Source organism: Neorhizobium sp. T25_13, assembly GCF_002968675.1.
GTDB classification, from domain to species: domain Bacteria; phylum Pseudomonadota; class Alphaproteobacteria; order Rhizobiales; family Rhizobiaceae; genus Neorhizobium; species Neorhizobium tomejilense.
Map to the genome: position 1 here is coordinate 344,622 of NZ_PVBI01000005.1, position 18,921 is coordinate 363,542.

18 protein-coding genes are annotated in these 18,921 nt (G+C 53.7%); 7 read left to right on the forward strand and 11 right to left on the reverse strand.

Annotated elements, in window-relative coordinates:
- The first annotated feature begins 2 nt into the window (after positions 1-2).
- Both C5J22_RS14505 and C5J22_RS14510 read left to right on the forward strand, forming a co-directional pair.
- The gene (locus tag C5J22_RS14505) at positions 3-1,130 is read left to right on the forward strand and encodes an McrC family protein (RefSeq protein ID WP_245440395.1); all 1,128 of its coding nucleotides are present in this window, start codon (positions 3-5) and stop codon (positions 1,128-1,130) included.
- 186 nt (positions 1,131-1,316) lie between these two features.
- Positions 1,317-2,120 (forward strand): TIR domain-containing protein, encoded by an 804-nt coding sequence (locus tag C5J22_RS14510; protein ID WP_205837184.1) that lies wholly within the window; start codon positions 1,317-1,319, stop codon positions 2,118-2,120.
- A 15-nt stretch (positions 2,121-2,135) separates the two neighbouring features.
- Here C5J22_RS14510 and C5J22_RS14515 read toward each other — a convergent pair whose 3' ends face one another.
- Complete coding sequence (locus tag C5J22_RS14515; protein ID WP_105438770.1) at positions 2,136-3,773, reverse strand: P-loop ATPase, Sll1717 family; 1,638 nt, start codon at positions 3,771-3,773, stop codon at positions 2,136-2,138.
- Positions 3,774-3,948: 175 nt separating this feature from the next.
- Positions 3,949-4,497: a recombinase family protein gene (locus C5J22_RS14520; RefSeq protein ID WP_105438771.1), complete on the reverse strand. Its 549-nt coding sequence runs from the start codon at positions 4,495-4,497 to the stop codon at positions 3,949-3,951.
- 304 nt (positions 4,498-4,801) lie between these two features.
- Here C5J22_RS14520 and C5J22_RS14525 point away from each other — a divergent pair, with 304 nt between their 5' ends.
- Together C5J22_RS14525 and C5J22_RS31170 are read left to right on the forward strand one after the other, a co-directional pair.
- The gene (locus tag C5J22_RS14525; RefSeq protein WP_105438772.1) at positions 4,802-5,596 is read left to right on the forward strand and encodes a hypothetical protein; all 795 of its coding nucleotides are present in this window, start codon (positions 4,802-4,804) and stop codon (positions 5,594-5,596) included.
- Positions 5,597-5,642: 46 nt separating this feature from the next.
- Positions 5,643-6,311, forward strand: a complete 669-nt coding sequence (locus C5J22_RS31170) for a hypothetical protein (RefSeq protein ID WP_172746625.1) — start codon at positions 5,643-5,645, stop codon at positions 6,309-6,311.
- 238 nt (positions 6,312-6,549) lie between these two features.
- Here the strand turns inward: C5J22_RS31170 and C5J22_RS14535 are convergent, their stop codons facing one another.
- The gene (locus tag C5J22_RS14535) at positions 6,550-9,378 is read right to left on the reverse strand and encodes a UvrD-helicase domain-containing protein (protein WP_245440384.1); all 2,829 of its coding nucleotides are present in this window, start codon (positions 9,376-9,378) and stop codon (positions 6,550-6,552) included.
- Between the two features lie 362 nt (positions 9,379-9,740).
- Between C5J22_RS14535 and C5J22_RS14540 the strand changes: the two genes are divergently transcribed.
- Together C5J22_RS14540 and C5J22_RS14545 are read left to right on the forward strand one after the other, a co-directional pair.
- Positions 9,741-10,433, forward strand: a complete 693-nt coding sequence (locus C5J22_RS14540) for a hypothetical protein (protein ID WP_172746626.1) — start codon at positions 9,741-9,743, stop codon at positions 10,431-10,433.
- 694 nt (positions 10,434-11,127) lie between these two features.
- Entirely contained in the window at positions 11,128-11,805 is a 678-nt protein-coding gene (locus C5J22_RS14545) for a hypothetical protein (RefSeq protein WP_105438776.1), read from the forward strand.
- A 27-nt stretch (positions 11,806-11,832) separates the two neighbouring features.
- Here C5J22_RS14545 and C5J22_RS14550 read toward each other — a convergent pair whose 3' ends face one another.
- From C5J22_RS14550 to C5J22_RS14565, 4 genes are all read right to left on the reverse strand, one after another.
- Positions 11,833-12,204 (reverse strand): hypothetical protein, encoded by a 372-nt coding sequence (locus tag C5J22_RS14550; RefSeq protein ID WP_105438777.1) that lies wholly within the window; start codon positions 12,202-12,204, stop codon positions 11,833-11,835.
- A gap of 619 nt (positions 12,205-12,823) precedes the next feature.
- Positions 12,824-13,462 carry a hypothetical protein gene (locus C5J22_RS14555; RefSeq protein WP_105438778.1) on the reverse strand — a complete coding sequence of 213 codons (639 nt, stop codon included), beginning with the start codon at positions 13,460-13,462 and terminating at the stop codon, positions 12,824-12,826.
- Positions 13,455-13,808: a hypothetical protein gene (locus tag C5J22_RS14560; protein ID WP_105438779.1), complete on the reverse strand. Its 354-nt coding sequence runs from the start codon at positions 13,806-13,808 to the stop codon at positions 13,455-13,457. Before C5J22_RS14560 ends, C5J22_RS14555 begins: the two co-directional genes overlap by 8 nt.
- 84 nt (positions 13,809-13,892) lie before the next feature.
- Positions 13,893-14,411, reverse strand: coding sequence for a DUF805 domain-containing protein (locus C5J22_RS14565; protein WP_105438889.1), 519 nt, complete (start codon positions 14,409-14,411; stop codon positions 13,893-13,895).
- 149 nt (positions 14,412-14,560) lie between these two features.
- Between C5J22_RS14565 and C5J22_RS14570 the strand changes: the two genes are divergently transcribed.
- Complete coding sequence (locus C5J22_RS14570; protein ID WP_105438890.1) at positions 14,561-14,827, forward strand: helix-turn-helix domain-containing protein; 267 nt, start codon at positions 14,561-14,563, stop codon at positions 14,825-14,827.
- Positions 14,828-14,889: 62 nt separating this feature from the next.
- Here the strand turns inward: C5J22_RS14570 and C5J22_RS14575 are convergent, their stop codons facing one another.
- The 4 genes from C5J22_RS14575 to C5J22_RS14590 all read right to left on the reverse strand — a co-directional run bounded on the left by C5J22_RS14575 (position 14,890) and on the right by C5J22_RS14590 (position 18,909).
- Positions 14,890-15,297 (reverse strand): DUF3768 domain-containing protein, encoded by a 408-nt coding sequence (locus C5J22_RS14575; protein WP_245440385.1) that lies wholly within the window; start codon positions 15,295-15,297, stop codon positions 14,890-14,892.
- 7 nt (positions 15,298-15,304) lie between these two features.
- Positions 15,305-16,057: a hypothetical protein gene (locus C5J22_RS31175; RefSeq protein WP_172746627.1), complete on the reverse strand. Its 753-nt coding sequence runs from the start codon at positions 16,055-16,057 to the stop codon at positions 15,305-15,307.
- A 108-nt stretch (positions 16,058-16,165) separates the two neighbouring features.
- A complete protein-coding gene (locus C5J22_RS14585) occupies positions 16,166-18,055 on the reverse strand; it encodes a DUF927 domain-containing protein (RefSeq protein ID WP_105438781.1) in 1,890 nt (629 codons plus the stop codon).
- The gene (locus C5J22_RS14590) at positions 18,052-18,909 is read right to left on the reverse strand and encodes a hypothetical protein (protein ID WP_172746628.1); all 858 of its coding nucleotides are present in this window, start codon (positions 18,907-18,909) and stop codon (positions 18,052-18,054) included. Before C5J22_RS14590 ends, C5J22_RS14585 begins: the two co-directional genes overlap by 4 nt.
- Between the last annotated feature and the right edge of the window lie 12 nt (positions 18,910-18,921).

An 18,921-nucleotide genomic window follows, 5' to 3' on the forward strand; every position in this document is an offset into this window, starting at 1 on the left:
TGGTGCAGATAGAAGCGCCAGATACCATCAGCGTCCAAAACTACGTCGGCGTGGTCCAAACCCCTTGTGGAACGCAGATCGAAATCCTTCCGAAGTATGTCTCCGAGCAAGATGATGCGGGCGCTGCTCGCCGCCTACTCATCACCATGATAACGGAGAGCATGAACATTAAGCCGCGGCTTGCTGGAAATGCTGAAATTGCGGCCTTCGACCTGCCGATGACAGAATGGCTAGCAACCGCTTTCCTTGATGAAGCGTCGGAGCTGCTTCGCCGCGGCTTAAGGTCCGCTTACACCATATTCGACAGGCGTGAGCGCTTCCTACGAGGGAAGTTGGACGTAGCGACGCAGATCCGCTGTGGGGCTGGTGGACTCCACCAATTTAGTGTCCGGCTCGACGAATTTTCTCTCGATCGGCCGGAAAATCGCATCGTACGATCGGCCACCGAACATGTATTGCGGCATACGGTCTCTAGCCAAAATTGGCGCCGAGCCAGAGAGCTTTCGCTCATGCTTAACGATGTGCCGGAGAGCAATGATATCCGTTCCGATTTGGACAGATGGGGAAAAGGCCGCTATCTGGCGGACTATGGAAGAATTCGATCGCTCAGTGATCTCCTGCTGAATCATCGACTGCCCTTCGCGGTGGCCGGAGGCTATCGTGGCGTAAGCATGCTCTTTCCAATGGAGCGTTTGTTCGAGCGCTACGTTTTTTCCTCATTGAAAGCTGCGGTTCCTGCAGGTTTTCAAGTTCTTTGGCAACAGAATGATCAGTACCTGTGCGCAATGGGTAACGAGAGGTGGTTTCAGTTGAAGCCGGACGTCTTGGTGACCCATGGACCGTCCAGGTGGGTAGTTGATGCTAAATGGAAAAGACTTAACGGTAGCCGCAAGGGGGGCTATGGCCTCAGTCAAGCTGATTTCTATCAGCTTTTTGCTTATGGCCAAAAGTTTTTGAATGGAGTCGGCGATATGTTCCTCGTCTATCCAGAAGTTGAAGGGTTCCCCTCATTCCAAGAGCCCTTCCGGTTGGCCGATGACCTCAGGCTTCATGTCGTACCCTTCGACCTCTGCACAAGGAAAGCTCCGTACTCGTTTATTCAGACGCCGGCTGACCTTCTACCAAAGTGAAGTGATATCCTACCTCAGCAACGTCTTTACCGTGGATCACTCAGACCAGCGAACTCCGCTTCGATACCATGATCTTTTAGCGCAGCCGACCAAACCGGAACGTGTGTAGTTCGGGCAGATCATTGCCACCGGAATTTCTATTATGTATCCCAGCAGGAGTTCGAAGCAAAAGTGCAAGAGGCGCAATTGAACGAAGCAAAAGAAACGATCCAACAATTGCTGGATCGAGGGAAAGTATTCAACTACCATAACTTTTCCGCGAAAAGCAGAAGCGGGTATCCCGAGGCATTGACGGCCGATTGGGTAACGTGGAAGACCCGAGTGACGGGCGCTATTTCGGGACTGTTCGGGCCCGATGCGGCTCCTACTGCGCTACTTCACAGTGCTTCTAAGGTCACCTTGATTGGAAACGACTCTGACAAGTTCGCTCATGCGCTCGCCCATTACCTAGGGGCGCTACAGTCGGCGTTGGAAATATTGGAACATGACGCCTTCGGAGAAATACTTAGGAAGGAGACGGCCGTTGCCCCTCACGACCTTACCAATAAGGTATTTATCGTGCACGGTCATGACGAGGGCGCTAAGAATGAGTTAGAAATCATGCTAAGAGACATGGGCCTTGATCCTGTTATACTGCATCGGCAGGTCGATGGAGGTAGAACTATAATAGAGAAGTTCGAAGATCACGCAGATGTCGGCTACGCATTCATCTTGATGACACCTGACGAAATAGCATACGTGATCGCCGACGACGAAAAGGCTGATGATCAGCGAAAAAAAGAATATCGCGCGAGGCCGAATGTGATTTGGGAGTTCGGTTATTTTGTCGGCCGCCTCGGCCGCAAGCGAACCTGCTGTCTCCATCGTGGAAAGATGACGATGCCCAGCGACCTAAATGGACTTATTTACAAAGCGTTTGATAAATCCGTTGAAGAGATAGGTTGGTCCATCCAAAAAGAGCTGAGGGCGTTGGGCTATAAGCTCAGGTAGTGATATGTAACTTCCCTACTTTCTCCCACCGTCATCAATTCTCAGATGCGCATAGAGCATCTTCACAACCCGCACGCCTGTGTCCTCGGTGATTTCATTGGCGTCTACGATGGGCCGATCTCTGTGCGAGTAAATAGTTGGTTCGCTAGGCGATAGTTTTAGCCCTATTGCGCCGACACGATACATCGTTGAGACCGCGATTTTTATGAACGAAAGTCGGGAGTGTGGGGAAGGGCTGTCGCACAAGACGGCAGCCGCCTTGGTGAGCGGGTCTACAGACGCCTTCCTACTTGCCGAGATCTCCAGTGCTGCATTATCGACAACATGATCATCCAGCTCGCTAATCTTGAAAGTGCTTCGCTTTCGTCGGAGCAACTCCGTGATAGACGACAGATTTGGAAATGGCACCCGCCACTCGTCCAATAACGCCTCATATCGATACTGAGAATACTTTAATTCAGCTGTATAAACGTCACTTGGCGCAATTTCGCTTTTATGATCGGCAACGTCGAGGCATTCATTTGTAAAAGAAATCAGATCCCTAGGTCGCAGGAGGGTTCTGTCAATTATATAGTCAAATGCGGTTTGGCCTCTTACCTTGGACGCAAATAGATCATCAAATAGCACTTGCCTTTGCGGAGAATATTTTCGTCGGAAGGAGAGGCCTATCCGTTTGTCAATCAATTCCTTCAACATCTTGTGGTTCCATTCGATCCCGATCAGCTTGTCACGGAATTTCTCACGCTGAAAGGCGCTGTCCTCGTTTTCTTGAATTGATCGCTCAATCACATCAGTTCGAAGTGCGACGATGATCTTGAGGTTCCTGATTGGCCTGAACTTTGGAAGAGCCTCTACCAACGCGTTAATCAGCCGGTATTTTATTCCCTCGTCCACCCATCTCTCATCAAGATGATCGATAAGAATATATCGGATATCCATAGACGACGCCGAGCCCTCTGCGAGCAGCGAGATTACCTTCGATAAATCCTGAAGCTGCTCCGAGTTCATAATCTTGCGGACGCGAGCAATGTATTCACTTTTAGTCTGCTGACTGAGGTTAACTCCGTACCCCGCCTTGGAAGCAAACTTGCTTACATCGACGCCCAATTCCGCTCTAATTTGACCTTCGTAGCTCTCCGTTAGTTGGCGCACGTTCTCATCTATAGTCACCCAAAGACTTCCAGAATATTTCTCCAGATAAGCGACAGCTTTCGACTTCCCCTTGTCGGTGCTGAATCTTTCAAAAATCGAATTTACCCATTTTCGTGAATTTGTCTCATCTTCAATCCTGTATTTCAGGCGAATATATTCAACCAATAGAACGTGCTTCCAAATAGCTTGAAAGAATAAATTTAGATCTGCGCCGATATCGTTGAGGAAACGCATTACATCTGAGTTCGAAATATGCGTCATCGCCATGTCTATTGGAGACAGGTACGCTGTTTTTTCCCTGCGATGCAGATATTGGATGATGGCGCTTTTTCCTGAGCCGGTCCGACCCGAAATAATGGAAGCATTGCTGTTGGGGTCCATCGCCTCATTGAGCGCACGGCTATCTACGAAGCAGTCGAACAATAATTCGGTGTCCTCTTCCGCTGCATTCTTTCCAACTCGAATATCGCGGGTGATTATATGATTGTTGCGTGCAGCCATTGTACTTCCGCCCCTATGGGCACAACGCTAGTTTGTAACGGAGCTATCGACAAGGCAGACCGGACTTCATCAACAAAAATAGTGATGTGAGAACGTAGTTTAAACTGGCATAGCGGGCTCGCGTGCTTTCGAGTAGGAGTCGCCGAAACACGTGGCGCCCTTCCAGCCTGCAACACTAGCCAAGCACGCGAAGTACGCGATAGACCTGCATCCGCGAGCATCCCACAATCTTTGCAATTGCTGACGGCCGCGCTCCCTTAATATGGAGTTTCCTAATCCAGTCATGATCGAAGCGGGATTTGCCGCCCTTATATACCCCTGCGGCCTTTGCCCGCGTAATGCCTTCGCGTTGCCTCTCCTTTATGAAGCGGCGCTCCATCTGGGCGACCATACCGAGAACAGTCAGGATGACTTGCCCCATTTCGCCGCGCGTGGAAACATGAGGGTCGAGGATCGTTACGAATGCGTTGCGTTGCTGACAATCGTGAACAATGTTGAGTACATCTCGGGTGTCGCGCCCGAGGCGATCAAGCCTCGTAACTATAAGTTCATCGCCTTCACGCAAAAACTCGATGATGGTTTCTAGCTCAGTGCGACCTTCACGGCTAGCGCCCGAAACTTTTTCAGACCGTATGATCTCGCAGCCTTCGCTTCGGAGGCGGTCAAGTTGGACCTGTAAATCTTGATCGATGGTACTGACGCGGGCGTAGCCTATGCGGGCCATGTGTAACCTCAAGCTTTACAGCCGAGGCTACCTTGTCACAAATAGGCGTAGTCAACCCAGATGTTACATAAAGGGCGGTAACGGGTGACGTGTCACGCGAGGGTATACCCCGAGGTGACAGCGGGGGCTGTAGGTGGTTCGACAGCGGACGGTTCACGCAAGCAGCAGTCACTACGGTACCAAAAGCGGTAGAGTTCGCCCCCTCAGGAAGATCGCCTGCCTTTGCCACTCATCGCCTCCAGCTCGCTATTGACGAACTTCTCCACTTTGCGCAGTATAGTTTAGATTCAAGTGAGGAATACAAATGCGAATATTGTTAATTTCCGCTTTTCTATTTTTGACTGCAACAATAGCAGATGCCGAAGAATACAAAATAATATCTCCTTATCAGGGAATCCAAAACAAAATAAAAAGTATTTATCGTCATGAAGAAGGGGCGACGTTGAAGATATGTGGAAGATTTAAATCGGAAGACAACGGGTGCCTCGGGGATCTATTTACCATTGCACAAAAGTATATTCAGGTTGATGACCTGAAGGGTGCAAGGCGTATTGCTCAATACCTGAAAAAATACAACGAAGAGAGCTATCCGGGCATGCCATGCTTTGAAGAGGGGCGGGGTTACGAAAAGTCGGGATATGGAATTTGGTGGGAATACAACGCCCTTGTCTACTACCTAGACAAGCGTGATGATTCCCCCGCAGCAAAGAATAGCGGAATGCGCGCCTTTTTGTGTCAGGCGGGGGGTACGAGGGACCCTCACAATTTTACAAGCGAGCCCCTGGATGCCAAAGAGTTTGCGAAATTTCTGAGGCCCTATTATGGGGAATCTCCCCAATATGACGGGGAACGGTTTATGACCGAAATAATGGACGTGCTTTATAACGTCAGGCAAAGCAAAGTAATAATTAAAGACGGAGTGACCAAGACTGATAAGGCAAAGGTTGAGCGCCTTGCTAAGGAAATATCAGTTTACAGGCATGCGGCTGCTCAATGCCGAAAAGATGGATACGCGGAAGAGTTTTGTAGCTTTCTTGATTCTTGGCGGAAGTACTACGAGTACGCTAAGAGTAGATTTGTGAAAGAAGGGGAACTTTGAGTAAAGCGGTTTTAAGATACAAGAATTTTGACGGCAGGTGCGCGACATGACCTTCTCAAAAACCCTTAGACGGCCCGTGATTTTTATATCGATTGCTTCCCTGTGGCTAACCGTTGGCAACGCTGCAGCAGAGCGTGAATACAAGCCGGATATGATTCACCGTCAGTGCGTAGATGAATCGCAAACACCTCAGGGGCTTGATCCAGATCTGTTGGACCAATGTGTTGCTAGAAAACGTAACCCTCCGAAATCGCCATCGAGACCGGCCGTCCAGATCCCGGCGCCATCTAATACGACGAAATCGGCTACTGATAACAAGCGAATAATAGAGAACTTTCAGTCCAAGGCAGATCGCGACCCAACCCTTGATCCTTGGTCAAGCAAACCCGAAAAGAATGCTGCGAAAGATAATCGAGCGCCGGTAATTCGTGGCGACTGCGCAAAATTTAGCCAAGCTGGCAAAGGAGCGGTCGATTGGGACTACGTTCGTATCGAGAATAGATGCTCTGTACCTATTCAGGTGGTGATGTGTTACCACATGAACGGCGATGGGAACGACTGCACAAGTAAGACATGGGGAACAACCGACACGATTCTTCCGGGCAAGGCGGTAACCAGCGTGGCGGACGTCCGCTCCCACCCCTTCCAAGTCAAGCACATCGTCTGCGACATGTCAGGGGTGAAGAAGCATGAAAAACTTTGCCTGAGACCGTGATGTTTTTTGTGCCGTGTGAGCGAGGCTGAATTAACAGTGCGCGGCTGGCGCCGGACATCACCTTGCAGAAGGCTCCCTCCCTACCATCGCGCTATCAGAGCGGAGAAATGGCAGGTAGAAATTTCCCGCAAGAGGCTAGTTCTCAGGGAGAGCGACCTTTCGCTGCATTGCGCTGCTCATCCTTGCATTGCCAATATTGGCGCAGCAGGGACGCGATGTTCTCCTGTCGAAGAGTACACTAAAGTTTAGACTTGACCTTCCGCTCGCGCCGAACAGGGCGGGGAGTATGCATTTTCCCGTCACAGGTGGGGTATCGAACACAACCGAGGAAAGGGCCGTATCTCCCGGTTCGTTCGATCAACCATCCATCCGAGCATTCGGGGCACGCTGGGTAGCTGGCACCACAGCTACACCGAGCTTCAGTCGATCCCGCCGCGCGACGTAGCGTGCCAGCGCCGCAGGACGGGCAGGCGGGCAGCAGATTGCCGCAATACTGAACGTGCTCGCAGCGATATGTGGTGCGGCCATTTTTTCCTCGTGCACCCAGCAACCGCCCGCTGCATTCACCGCACTGGTAAGCTTCTTGTTCGGCGCCGACCGCCGCAGCAACGCCATAGACGGGATCTTTCTTGAGCTCAGTGACAAAAGACGAGGGTCTCGAATTGGAGGAAAGGATCGTCAAGCTGTGACGCGCCCGCGTCATCGCCACGTACATCACTCGCCGCTCTTCCGCGTTTGGGAACACCTCTTCCTCAGGTGAGACCAAAGCAAGCAAGGGGTCATCGACGATCTCAGAGGGAAAGCCTGTGCGGCCGCTGTCTGCGTTCAAGAGGATGACATGGTCGGCCTCGAGGCCCTTCGAAGCATGGATGGTTTTGAAACTAATACGCAGTCCTGGAAACCGCCGCTGGAGATTCGGCATGTCCGGCTCGATAAACCGATAGCGCCCCAGAAGGAGCACGCTGGCTGTATGCCCGGCGTCCAACTTAGCGGACATCGCGGCCAGTACTTCCCCCAGTCCTTCCTCGCCCTTCGATGTCATCATGATCTTGATCGCCGGTTCTGTCGCAATCCCGGCGGGAATTATTTGCTTTTGGATCTGCGCCGGATTCCTGAGAACGAAGGCTTGAGCCGCGAACGCGATCTTATCAACGGAACGGAAGGTGCGACCAAGGTCGACCGTCCGGTGTATGCCGGATTGCCCATCGAAGCTTCCCCCGAACTCACCGCCGAAGTGGCGCATGAGATGAATATCGGACCCGGCAAAGCGGAAGATAGATTGCCAATCATCGCCCACGGCAAAGATGCGAACGTCTGGGTGCTGGGCTTTTAGAGCCTTCACTAGCCGGGCTCGGCTTTGCGAGATATCTTGGAATTCATCGACGAGGATATGGCGGAACGGGCTCACGTACCGGCCTGTTTCAACGTAGTGCGCGGCCCTGAGAATCATGTCCTCGAAGTCGATCCGCTTGCCAAGCCGTTGCTGATATTCCTGAAAGACAGGCTCAAATACTGCAAGGAACGCCTTGCCTCGCTTGCTTAGTTTCATGCGCTCGGACTTGGCGTCGCAGGCCGCGAGGCTGTAGCCACCGCCTTTAAACTTCCGCAGGAATGTCCCGAGCAACTGCGAGAACGCATCGATCTGATTGAGCTCGACAATGTGGTCGTAGAGAGTTTCAGCCGAGCGAGGGTTCAGGAGATTTACATGCGGGGCTAGCTTTTCGGCTAGGGCCGCCAGCAGGCGGCCCTCCTGCCGTTCGTAGCTGTAGGTTTCGATGAGGGTCGTCTCATGTGCGGCGTGGGTCTGACGCTTCCATTCCATGCCTGCAAGGTAATCTTCGCGGTTAACGAAGGGAGCTGTCGTCAGCCGCTCGCTACCATCAGACATTTGCTGGCGTCGCACACCGAAATGCTCGATATAAATGCCGCTTTCCGTAAGGCGGAAGTCCGGACAATATTCACGGCGCCCGGTGTCGTAAGTCTTGTGCTCGTAGACGGGTTCGTACTCATACTCCACGCCGTTTTCGTAAAGCCAGTTAGCTATCTGCAACTCTTCGTAGCTCTTGACCTTTTCCCCTTGCAGCGTACGCAGGTCTTGCTGCTCCATGTGGGTGTGGAAGTCGTGTTTCGTCTGAAAGTCCCATTCGGTCTTGGGCTCCACCAGAAAGTGGGCGAACCATTGGATGATTGCCTTAGACACCTCCGGTCTCGTGAGAACGAGGTCTTTCAGTATCTGCTTGATCATATTGTTCAACGCCAAGTCATCGGTGGCGTGATCGGCCAGCGCGGGCTTTGTCCCTTCCACTATCCCGATGATGTCATAGGCAATTGCGTGAAACGTTTGTGCCGCGATTGAAACACCTGAGCGCGCTTCCACTCGTTCAGACATCTCCTTGGCGGCATTTTTCGCGAAGGCCAACAGCAGGATTTCCTCCGGCTTGCGTATACCGGCCTTGACCAGATAGGCTGCCTTCGCGGTGATCACGCTAGTCTTGCCGGACCCGGCACCGGCGAGGACCAATGTTGCATCCTCGTCCACCACGACCGACAGACGCTGTTCCGGCGTCAGAGGCTTGCTCTCAATCGTATCAAAGAAGTCCTTCCACCGGTCCAGCGCAGCCGTCACGAATATTGCAATGGCACTTGCTCTCCCTAATCGAGGTTCGCTTGCAAACTTTCTGACCAATGCGACACCAGCGGCCGCCTCGGAGCCAATGGCATCTGGCTGGAGCTTCGATAGAAGTGCGTCATCGAGGGCTCTCGCTTCGGCAAGAAAGGGTGCAACATGGCAGGCCGCCGGATAGGAGGTTGGATTGAAGAGGTTGGCGACAACGGCATGAACTCGGGAGAAGCGGTCCGCCTCGCGAGCAAAAGCCGAAAGGTTGAAGTCAATCCAAGCTTTTTTGACCTCAATGGAGAAATCACGGGCTTCAGGGTGTCCGGCGCAGCGCAGGATAATGTTCCCGCTTCCTGCTGTTGAGAGCGTCAGCGTTGCACCAAACAAGCCCTTTCGCACCGATGGTGGCGACGTCATGGCTTCCAAAGAGATGGACGACGTCTCGCCCAATCTCGTGACCCGAAGGTGGTGCCCATCAAGTTCTATTATTCGGGCAGTCGAATTGAAGGGATTTACCAGAAATCCAAGTAAGCCCCGCTGTTGCAGCCGTATCATGGGTGTGAGCCTTGTCGTCTTATCGAGCCAGCTTGTAGCACAACCGTGGCATCTGCCCAGCAGACCGCATACGAGGGAGCTCGCTGACAACAAACCGCACGCGTGGATAGACTCATGATAGGGTCAGAACTAGTGAAGAAATGTAGTGCTAGACCCAATACCGTTAGTGCCGGCCACGCGTTTAAATTTACGTTCGGCGGGAATTGACTGTAGTAATAAATTGTGTCCTCGATAGGGTTCTTACGGGGGGATTGAAAATGAAGCGACTAACCTATCTTTTTTCAGCTGTTGTCGCCTTTTCATCCTGCGCCACGTCAGAATTCGCCTTGGCGGATTCGGTTTGCGGCCCGGGAAAGCAACTTGCTACAAATGCTTGGGCCTGCGTATCGGGGAACGGAGGTTCGGGAACCAGAAATTCCGGTCAGGTCACCGGCGGGCAGATCGCAGCGGGCTTGGCAGTAGGCGGAGCAATTCTTTCCATCGTCCAATCCCTAGCCAGCCAAACCCAAGCCACCGATAATGTCGGAAGGGCAGATCTGGACGAACAACGACATGGCACGAATAGCCGACAGCTCAATCGACAAGCAATTGCACTTCAGCAGGCCGGGAAGTTTGATGGCGCGCGCATTGCCTTTCTAAAGGCCGCGGACGAAGCGGTGATTGCGGGAAATCAGCGAGAGGCAAAGATCAATCAGAAAAATGCCGAGATAGCGGATGCCTTGCATTGGCTGCGCAGTGGGTACGACGCCGAAAAAGCAGGAAAGCCGACGCGGGCGAACATTGCCTACCGGATGGGGATAGATGCAGCGACGCGTGCAGGAAATGAAAGCCTAGTCTCCAAATTACGGAAGGCAAACGACGCGTTGATCAAGAATAATTCAGGTAGCAGTATGATACCTTCTCAAAAGAACAACTGCATGCTCGTTAACGGCAAATATGCCTGCTACTGAGAAACCTATGCGACCCATCTGGCCCCTTATGTCGAATATCAGCTCGTCAGCCATCATCGCAGCGTTGCTGGCGGCAACACAATTTGTGCCTGCCAAGGCAGAGTCGGTTCTTCCGGTACGGTACGGAATTGAAATCCCAAATGTAACCGTCCAGACCGAAAGGCGCTATCTTGAGGTTTTGACAAATAGGCCCCTCGTCCAAAGAGATAAGATATCTGCTCCCGCAATGATAACTGCTACGCGGATAGACGGGAAAACCTTTTATACGCTTGGGTACTCGACGCCCTGGAGTGCCGGTTGCAAGGTTAACGGGCGTTTTTCTCACGCCACGCCGCTGTATGACATCGGATCCAAAACATCAGATCGTTTAGTTTGTAGAGATTCAATCGAGCCCGGCTCTACGACCGAAATCACGATGGCGTCTTCAAGTAATCATAGTGGCGACACGATTTCCCTTTCAAGCACTATGAAAACCAAGCAACGCACATCGCATTGGGGCAATGATGTAGTAGCGTCGGTTCATGTAGTAATAAAAATCGAAGGAGGCAAATGCGCGGTGCTCGAACTTAATCTCAGTGCGGCGGATAAGTCTTTCACCTCCAAAGATTATACAAGTTACAGGACAGTCTCGTATTCGAAGAATTGCGCGCTACGCTGAAATAGATCACACCCCCTCAGAGCAACGAATTTCGGTATGGGCAAGATGAAAAAATCGATATTATTCATCCGCACGAGAATATTCTGCGTCACCCTTACGGCGCTTGCGGTCACGACGTCCGTCGCCCAAGCTGATACTGCGAAGCCAGCGTTTCAATATATTCAGCTATCGAATATCACCACCCACACCGATAAATATACATGGAACACGCTGAAAAATAATTTCAACGCCTACAAACACCCAATTTCTGGCGGAGCATATATTCAGCCCGTTCGATCCGAGGGGAAAACATTCTACACTTTCGCATATGGTGGACCATTCGGACGAGGCTGCAAGGTCAATGGCAGGTGGTCATCTATCAGCCCCTTGTTCGACATCGGCAAAACTACCTCGGACCGCATTTCATGCAGCGACCCTTCTAAGCCCGGCGAGACGAACAAGATTACAATGTCTACCTCAAGCAGTTTCAGGGACGGAATTTTGACGCTCTCCAGCGTTCTGCGCGACGAGCAACGCCAGCCGTTTGAGTGGATGGGGAAGTACTCTACTATCGGTACCGATTATGAGGTCCGGGTGGATATCTCCATCGAAATCCAGGGCCCGTCATGCAAACTTATAAAAGCAGACCTCAGGGAGAAGGGAAAAAATATCCACGACAAGGGCTTTGAGCAAACAAAGACCGTGTCATTCAAGCCGGGATGCTCGCTTCAATGAAGCTCTATCTCGCGCAGCGAAGCAGAATTAGCACGGATATCTTTCGACAAGGGCAGAGAGGAGATGCATGGGCATATTCGATGATTTGTCCTTGCGGATCCACTCTGAGTCTCGGACTTGGGATGCGATAATTGCAAGAGCGTCGTTCGCTGTTATCGCTGTACCCCTCGGCTCGCAGAATAGAAGAGGCTTTTTCTCTTCACTGAGCCTAGCGTTCACCCACCGGAGTGTTTGAGCTGACATCGATATCATTTGTTTCAGCGTGGAGTTCTGCTTCGCATCCCTGACAAGATCCTCCATCGTAGGCTCTTCTTCCGCAAGAACTGCCATGGGAAAGACTAGTATAACGGCCAGAATTACGAGATATCTCTTCCTCATGTGCGCCCTGTCGTTTGGCATATGTTGCAATCTTACTAAGTCTTAGGCAACAATCCACGCTTTGACAACGACCGCGATGAAGCTAGTACGGTCTCTTCCGCGCGTTGATAGAGAGTATTGATCTCCTCCGCTTCAAACAGGGGAAGACGCTTGTTTGCCACAATGTACTGGCCAATCCAGTCCAGTGTATCCCCGGATAGGTAATGGTCCGAAAGTATCAACGACCATGCGACATCGGGAACTCCGAACGGCTGGTAGCGGCACTCTCGACAGGGTGTCCACGAGCCATGTTTCTCATTCCCGCATTTGATGCAGATTGCACGCGTCATCTCAGACCCCCGAATAGTAGCCAAGGAAACGTGCGGCGCGTTGGCTTGTGGAACAATATCCGATATGACAATTGCCAGAATGTCAAGACAATGCCGGGCGACGATGATGTCACAACAAGAACCTGTCCGTGATCAACGATAGGGTCGTTATTATGCACTGCCTGCAATATTATTTCACCAAGGAGGTTTAAGTAATATGTATAGATATATCTTGCTTTGCTGTGAGGATCAACATCCAAGATAAGTAACGTTCGCTATATTTCTGGTAACTCCGCGTCATCTCTAGAACAATAGACACTGATGTCGGAAAACTACTGCGCGAAGGGTGAGGTTTTGCCGTCAGCTTTGCCGCTGCCGCGCCTGAAGAGATCAGCCGCTTTGCCACGAAGGTCGGCTATACAGCCGTTGAGATTGGCATTGACCTGATACGTTTCAAACTGGCCCATTGGCGGAACATGCCATTCCGGCTCGCTACCGGCGAACGTGATGCGTGTGCTGATGCCCTTGCGGCGCGAGTCCAGCATGTAGGACAGGGCAACTTCGACACTGAAAGACTTGTCCTTCCCGACGACCTTGGGGTCGGTTGAGCCAGTCAGGGAATTGTTGCTCTCCGCCGCCAGCTCGAAGCTCAGCCGTCCGGCAATGGTTATGAGATCGACGTTCGTCTTGTTGCCGATCGGTAGCTCCCAATTCTCAGAATAAATCTGGAGCCAAGGCTCGATATATTCGGCGCTGGTAAGGACGTACACGAAGTTGAGCCCCCTGTTCGGCCACGTCATGGTTCCCAGCCTGCAATGAGGCTTGTCGTCGGGTTTGGCATTTTTCGGGGGTAGGTGCTGCCACACGCCCCAGACGTTGCCAACGAAATAGGGCAAGTCCTCGCTGCGAACACTGCCTGCCCCGGCCAGCAAGCCAATCGAGATCAGAGCGGCACTGGAGACATTACGCATTGTTCGCCGCTACCTTCCCCTTGCGGGCCGAACGCCACGAGAAAAATGCCCCTACAGCGAGAATAAAGGCCACCACGGCCCAAACTGTCATGTCGCTGAAGTTTCCGCTCGCACCGGCCGCCAAAGCCAGCAGCGAGGCCACCGCGAACACGCCCATCGCCACCACCGGCAGGCCGAACGAAAATGCTCCGCCGACGAAGTAGAGAACACCCACCAGCATGCCGACTGCACCGGCATCGGCCGTGGCTTGCTCCCCAAGCATATGGGAAGCCGTGCCCACGGTGCAGGATTGCAGTAGCACCAGCAGCCCCAAAAACATCGAAATAATACCGATCGCGATTTTCATTGTCCCTCCAAATTTCCGAACTTTTTGATTTCCAAATGAGCACGCCGCCCGAGCGGGCGGCAAGGCAAAGGTCCGCAGCGTCCGTCAGCGAGCTATGCCGCTCAAGATCTGGTTCTTCAGCTGTGCGTACTCCGCGTCATCGATCGCACCAGACGCACGCAGCGCGGCTATTTTCTCGATGCGATCGACCACTGACCCGTTGGCGGCTTGAGATGCTGCTGGGGCGGTAGCAGGGGCGGATTGCGAGTGAGGCTGAAGGGGTAGGCCGTACCGGTTCGGCCCCGGGGTCGGTGTGAAGCAGCCGAACGCGATGAAGGCCACGATCCCGATTCCGGGGATCAGGCACAACAACACCAGCCAGCCGCTGCTGCCGGAATCATGCAGGCGTCTGACGATGATCGCCAGCGACGGGATGTAATGGCCGATCACGACCAGTGCGGAGACCAGCGGCTGCGGCTCACGGCCTCCGCTGATCACGATGTCGATGATGAAGGTGCCCACCGCGATCCCCAGGAGGGCGAGGTGGTAGGACCAAAACTGAGCTCGCGTTGATCGCCCCGAGAAGTCGACGTAGCGGCGCATGGCGTCAATGTAGGCGGTCATCGTGGAATTCCCTTAGATACCTTGCCTAACCGCATATGATCGCCTCCCTCAGAGGCATCTGTTCGGTTGCGAGGTGGAACTTGTAGCAACGAATATGGGACTGACAGTCCGTCGATTGTCAAGCACTCAATGTGGCCTTGTGCGCCATCATGGACGCCCGCAAACTCATCGGCTGGAATCTGCGCGAGCTGCGCGTCGAGCGAGGCCTTTCTCAAGAAAGGCTTGCGCTTGAGGCGGCGATTGACCGGTCGTACGTGGGCCGAATCGAACGGGGCGAGGAGAACGTCACTATTTCGGTTTTGGAAGCTCTGGCAGCGGCCCTGGATGTCAAGGTCGGCCGTTTTTTCGCTGAGGTTGACCCCGCCCGGCCCCGGCCTGCGGCAATGCGAGCAGGACGAAAACCGAGCAACACCTGACAAAAAAGAAGCCGCGAAATGATCGCGGCTTTGGGGGTCAACGTCCACTTGAAGCAGGAGGCTCAATATTCGTCCTCCCGCATGATTGTTATGACGCGCGTCGTCACCGCTGGGTCGGCTGGATCGGGTGATAAGTACTCTAGGTCGCTATCGAAATAGTCGATCTTCCAAAAGTACCCTTGCCCTGCGACCAGCACGCGACCGAAGTCATGTTCGCGTTGCGGATCGTTCGCCGCATCGAAGGCATCAAACTCCCTCACGGCTCGCAGCAACTGCGCCCGCTCATCGTCGGGGAGACCTTGAACGCACCGCGTCAGCATCACCCGCCCGCCGGCGAACGTTTCTCTTAGCCGATCGTTGAGTTCGCTGATCAGCCGGGTCCTGTCGAGGTTCATCGCCGTGCGCTGCCGAAGGTTGCTGTAAGGGCCTGGACCGATATCGATCATCGGCAATATCGTGATCGTCTGCATGAACGCCTCACGCGGCCACATGCTTGGGATGCAGCAGGGCGATATCGGTGATGCCCCGGGTGAAATTCGGAAGATCGGGCCAATCACGCCACTTCAGACGAAATTGCTCGTTAGCAGCCTGTTCGATCACCTCGGCCTCGAACCAGCCTTCCGATGGTGCGTCTTCCGCCAGAACCAAATCGCCAACCACGATCTTCGACCAGTCCTCAGGCTGGCGTGGTGGCACCTCGCCTTTGCTGGCCTTGGCATATCCTTCGGCTGCTGCCGCCTGTGCAGCTTCGACCCGGGCAGCGGTCGAGGCCGCGAACTCCTCATCGAAATACGTCGCGAGCTGGTCGTAGACCGTGCGCTTGACGAACGGCACGAACGCCTTGCCGCTCTCGAACAGTTTGCCACGCGGCAGCTTCGAGGCGATCGCTGCGAGCTCGTCGGAGGCCACGCCGATAAGCGCCATTCCCATAATATCAGCGGCGACTGCGGCGGCGTCGGCTTGATTTTCCTCGAACCACGAGGCATGTGGCTTACCCTGATCATCAAGGCCAACCAGCAGGACATGCGGCGCGCCGCCTGTTTTCGTCGGCGCGGTTGACTTCGCGCGGGGCTGAGCGACGACCAATGTTTGTCGCGGCCCGTTGAGGATCGACACGTGCGGTAGCGACACATTTTTGGAGTTTTGAACGACCGGGGCTGTTGAAGGCATGTGCATGGCGGCTCCTAAACGAATGAGAGCGCCACGGGGGCGCTCAATTGTTGTTTTCATCGGCTGCTCGGCAAAGGTTGAATAAGGTAAGGCCTCAGTGCCGAACAGCCGCCATTATGCACATTTTCTATTGAAAATCAACATCTTAGCGTATTCTGAGTTTTTCGCTCATTCGTTGAACCGCGTTTGAGAGTTGATGGCGGTCACCCTGAACACGTAAAAAACGTCGCGCCTTTCCTCACGACCGACCCTGCGCAGCCGCAGTTTGCTCTGGAGGTTTCCTCCGGCCCGGAGAATCCCGTCTTTCTTGAGTTGCTTGAGCTTGGCAGTCGAGTAGTTCAGCTTGCCGATTGCATGGAGAGGGACAGCGAGGCACAGCGTCTTGTCCTTCGCCGTGAATACGATTCCGTCTATCTTCTTAAAAGCTTTGTCCGAGACCTCGGGTTTTTCGCTTCCCCGCGCATCGGCGAAGACGTGAGAAGGATCGGTCATGTACTCGTTAAAGCGAAGATCGCCATCACTCTCCAGCGCGTTGGCGTGCTCGTTCCAAGCTCGCAGAAGGGTGCGCTTGACGCGGCCCCACTGCTTTTTGTGAAGGGTCTTCGTTTTGAATGCAATCACCGCAGTGGCGTATGCCAGAGCGAATGACTGCACCCGCCGATATGGCAACGTCGCCATCTCAGCTTCACCTTGGCCTGCGGCTTTCATAAACTTGCCGACTGCACCCTTTATCACCTCAAGCAAGCCAGCATGATCTCGGTGAACATAGCGAAGGACTTCAAGGATTAATTTCCGTGCCAACAGCCCGTGATTTGCTTGAGTGACCGTGAAAATCTGCTTCATGGCTGCGCCCAACGATGAAAACCCCTCGGGAACGCTGTCGAAAAACCCAGTTTCGCGGGTCGGAAGTTTGAAGGATATCAACCGCGCTTCCAACGCTTCGGTTACGTCCTCACTGGCGGCTAGGATTGTCCTCATCGGCTCGTTCGAGTTCGATAACATGCTCAGCGAATGTGCCGTAATGGCCTCGCCCGTTCTCGCCCGGCTCTCACCCGACGAAAGCCGATGTACAACGTTCAAGATCACGTCGCCTCGCTTCTTCGGATCCTTGTCAGCGAGCGTGGCCTCGTCCAGAATCAGAAGGTGATTGTCGTGTTCCCTGAAGAACTCCTCGATCTTCTGCGCCGACATATTCCATCTGTGGGCATAGCCACCCACCCGATCAGGCTTACCCCATATTGAACCAGCGACGGTCGATGTAAGAGCCGTCTTGTAGTTCGTGCTCCTGCCGACAAGATCCATCATCATGTTTTCGGCGTTGATCCCCGCGGCTTTCGCAAAGGGCTTGATCACCTGCGACAACCCAAAGAAAAATACGGTGAGGGGGATAGCCTGATCGCGTAGAACAGGCGCGACACCGGTTTCGTAGGCTTCGAGCTCGCCAGCTCTCTCGAAAGCTTGGCTGCCTGTGGTTCGGGGGTGGACTACAAGCCGACGCTCGCCGAGAATCACATGGCCGTCGCCGTAGACAAAATATCGCGGGCGGGTAACTCGCTCGTAGCCCTGGATCGTCGCAACGGTTGATTTATTCGACCCGGCCGCCTCGATTTTTGCGTTGAGTTGGTCCCGGGCAGCTCTACCGTTCACCCGAACTCTGATCTTGGCGAGTTCGACTAGGACTTTCTGCGGGGTAGCGGCTAGTTCCGTAAGAGGTAGCACGAACTTGCCGCCTTTTGCGGCAAACAGATAGTAGAGCAGCCCGTCATCGCCATCCATACACTCAACCACCAAATCTCCTATCGACGGTCGGCTAGGGCTCTCTCCATCATCGAAAACTGGGCCTAGGCCCGACTTTTTTGTGGGTACGGCTTTCGCCTCACGGGCCGCAGCTTTCGTTGCTTGCCCAGAAACTGGGCCTAGGCCCGCTTTCTCGGAAGGACGCGATGACTTTGCAGTACTACTAGGTGCAGTTGGCAACCCCTTTTTGCCGCCGCCGCCCTTAACCCTCCTGGCGTACCTTTGTAGACCTTCGAAGTGACGAGTTACTGCATCTTTCATTTCATATCTCCGATCATGGTTGCCATTTCGCAATGGATGAAGCGCGATGTCATCGACTCGGCGAAGCCGCCGAATTGGATGACCTGCGCAATCGGCGTCGCCGCCATGCAGCGAAGCCAAAGAGTTTCTTGTTCGAGGGTCATGCGGTTCGATGTGCGGTCGCGACGTCCGTCCGAGCGGACGAATTCGACCCGATCCTGAGCTTTCATTTTGGTCAGGTAACCGAGGATGTTCCCGATCTGGGAAGCCGAAACCGATCGTGCGGAAATCGGCTTGTCGCGGCCACGCGCAATGCGCGGGAGCCGCACATTGAATGCAGCTTTCAAGGCCGGTTCGGGGACGCCCCCGATCAGGACATGGGCATGCGGTTCGAAAGCGTAGTTAGCTTCGAGATTGCGGTCGCCAGATATTTCATAGGCGACAACAAAGACCGGCTTGAAGCCTTCCTCGCGAAGCGACTGGATCGCGGCCCGAAACTTGCGTCGAGGACGTTTGAAAGCATCGACGGCGGCCGTTGGCGCTACTCGCCAGCGCTTATCAGCGAGTGTCAGAAAGACTAGTTCGGTATCCAGTTCCTGCAGGCGGGGTAGCACCTCCCCCGCCATGAAGACTTGCAGCCGTGCCCACTCGAAGCGGCATGCCGCGCTGCGGCGACCGCGATCGAGGCTGCTCCACGTGGCGTGAAGCGCAGACACCCGGTTGGCCAGAAGCCGCTTACGGCGGATCTGCTGGCGCGGTATCGACTTGACGCTGAGCTCGGATTTCGGAATTCGTCGTTTGACAGCGCGGTTGATGGAAGCGTCGTGTGCCTCCATCTGTTGGTCCAGTGTTGGTCGGTTTTTCAAGGAAACCATAATCACTCCGTT